The sequence below is a fragment of the Streptomyces sp. W16 genome, from assembly GCF_033194735.1.
Taxonomy (GTDB): Bacteria; Actinomycetota; Actinomycetes; order Streptomycetales; family Streptomycetaceae; genus Streptomyces.
This window is the reverse complement of record NZ_JAWOAI010001117.1, coordinates 1-1,154: the sequence shown is the minus strand read 5'-3', so window position 1 is coordinate 1,154 and position 1,154 is coordinate 1. Positions and strand designations below refer to the sequence as shown.

General features: G+C 67.8%; 1 protein-coding gene. It reads left to right on the top strand.

Annotation, left to right across the window (positions count from 1 at the left end):
• The first annotated feature begins 67 nt into the window (after positions 1-67).
• Positions 68-1,140 (top strand): IS630 family transposase gene (locus tag R6V09_RS54840; protein WP_442810318.1). Its coding sequence is split into 2 segments (ribosomal slippage): positions 68-511 and positions 514-1,140, totalling 1,071 coding nucleotides; the frame shifts between segments, so codons are not numbered across the junction.
• The last annotated feature ends 14 nt before the right edge of the window (positions 1,141-1,154 follow it).

Genomic DNA, 1,154 nt, shown 5'->3' with positions numbered 1-1,154 from the left:
TACTGAGCTTGAACGCGGGTTGTCGTAGCCGCTGACAGAGCTTGATCCTCGCGGTACGCCGTCTCTTATGAGGTATGCGCAGGGTGGTGGTCTGTCGGACGAGCGCCGGCAGTTCCGTGAGGGGATCCGGTTGAGGGCGGCCGAGCGGTTCGCTGCGGGTGAGCCGAGTTCGGCGATCGCGAAGGAGTTACGGGTCAGCGTCCGGTCGGTGCAGCGGTGGCGGCGGACCTGGGACAAGGGCGGTCCTCGGGCGCTTCGGTCGGCGGGTTCGGCCTCGCCACCGCGGCTGAGCGAGGCCCAGTTCGTGCAGCTGGAGGCGGAGTTGGCCAAGGGGCCGGTCGCACACGGCTGGCCGGATCAGCGATGGACGCTGTCGAGGATCAAGACCGTGATCGGCCGCCGGTTCCACAAGAGCTACACCCTGCAGGGGGTGCGCAAGCTGCTGATCCGGCACGGCTACTCCTGCCAGGTGCCGGCCAGACGGGCCGTCGAACGCGACGAGGAGAAGGTCACCGGCTGGGTGAAGGAGACCTGGCCGCAGGTGGAAGGACCGCGGCGGCGCTCGACGCGTGGATCGTCTTCGAGGACGAGTCCGGCTTCTCGATGACGCCGCCGATCGCCCGCACCTGGGCCCGACGCGGGCAGACCCCCGTGATCCGGGTCCGCGGCCGCTCCCGCCGCCGCATCTCGATCGCCGCACTGACCTGCTACAAGCCCGGCGAGCGCTCCCGGCTGATCTACCGGCCGCGCCGTGACGACGGCCGACGAGACGGACGCAAGAGCTTCGCCTGGACCGACTACCGCGACCTGCTCATCACCGCTCACACCCAGCTCGGCGGGCCGATCGTGCTCGTCTGGGACAACTTGAACGTCCATCTCGCTTACGGCATGCGGCAGTTCATCGCCCGGCAGGACTGGCTGACCGTCTACCAGCTGCCCTCCTACGCCCCCGACCTCAATCCGGTCGAGGGCATCTGGTCGTTGCTGCGCCGCGGCTGGCTGTCCAACACCGCCTTCACCACCCCCGAGCACCTCATCCAGACCATCCGGCAGGGCATGAGAAAGATCCAGTACCGCCCCCACCTCATCGACGGATGCCTCGCTGGAACCGGACTATCTCTCACCCCAACGACTTCATGAGTTCAAGCTCAGTA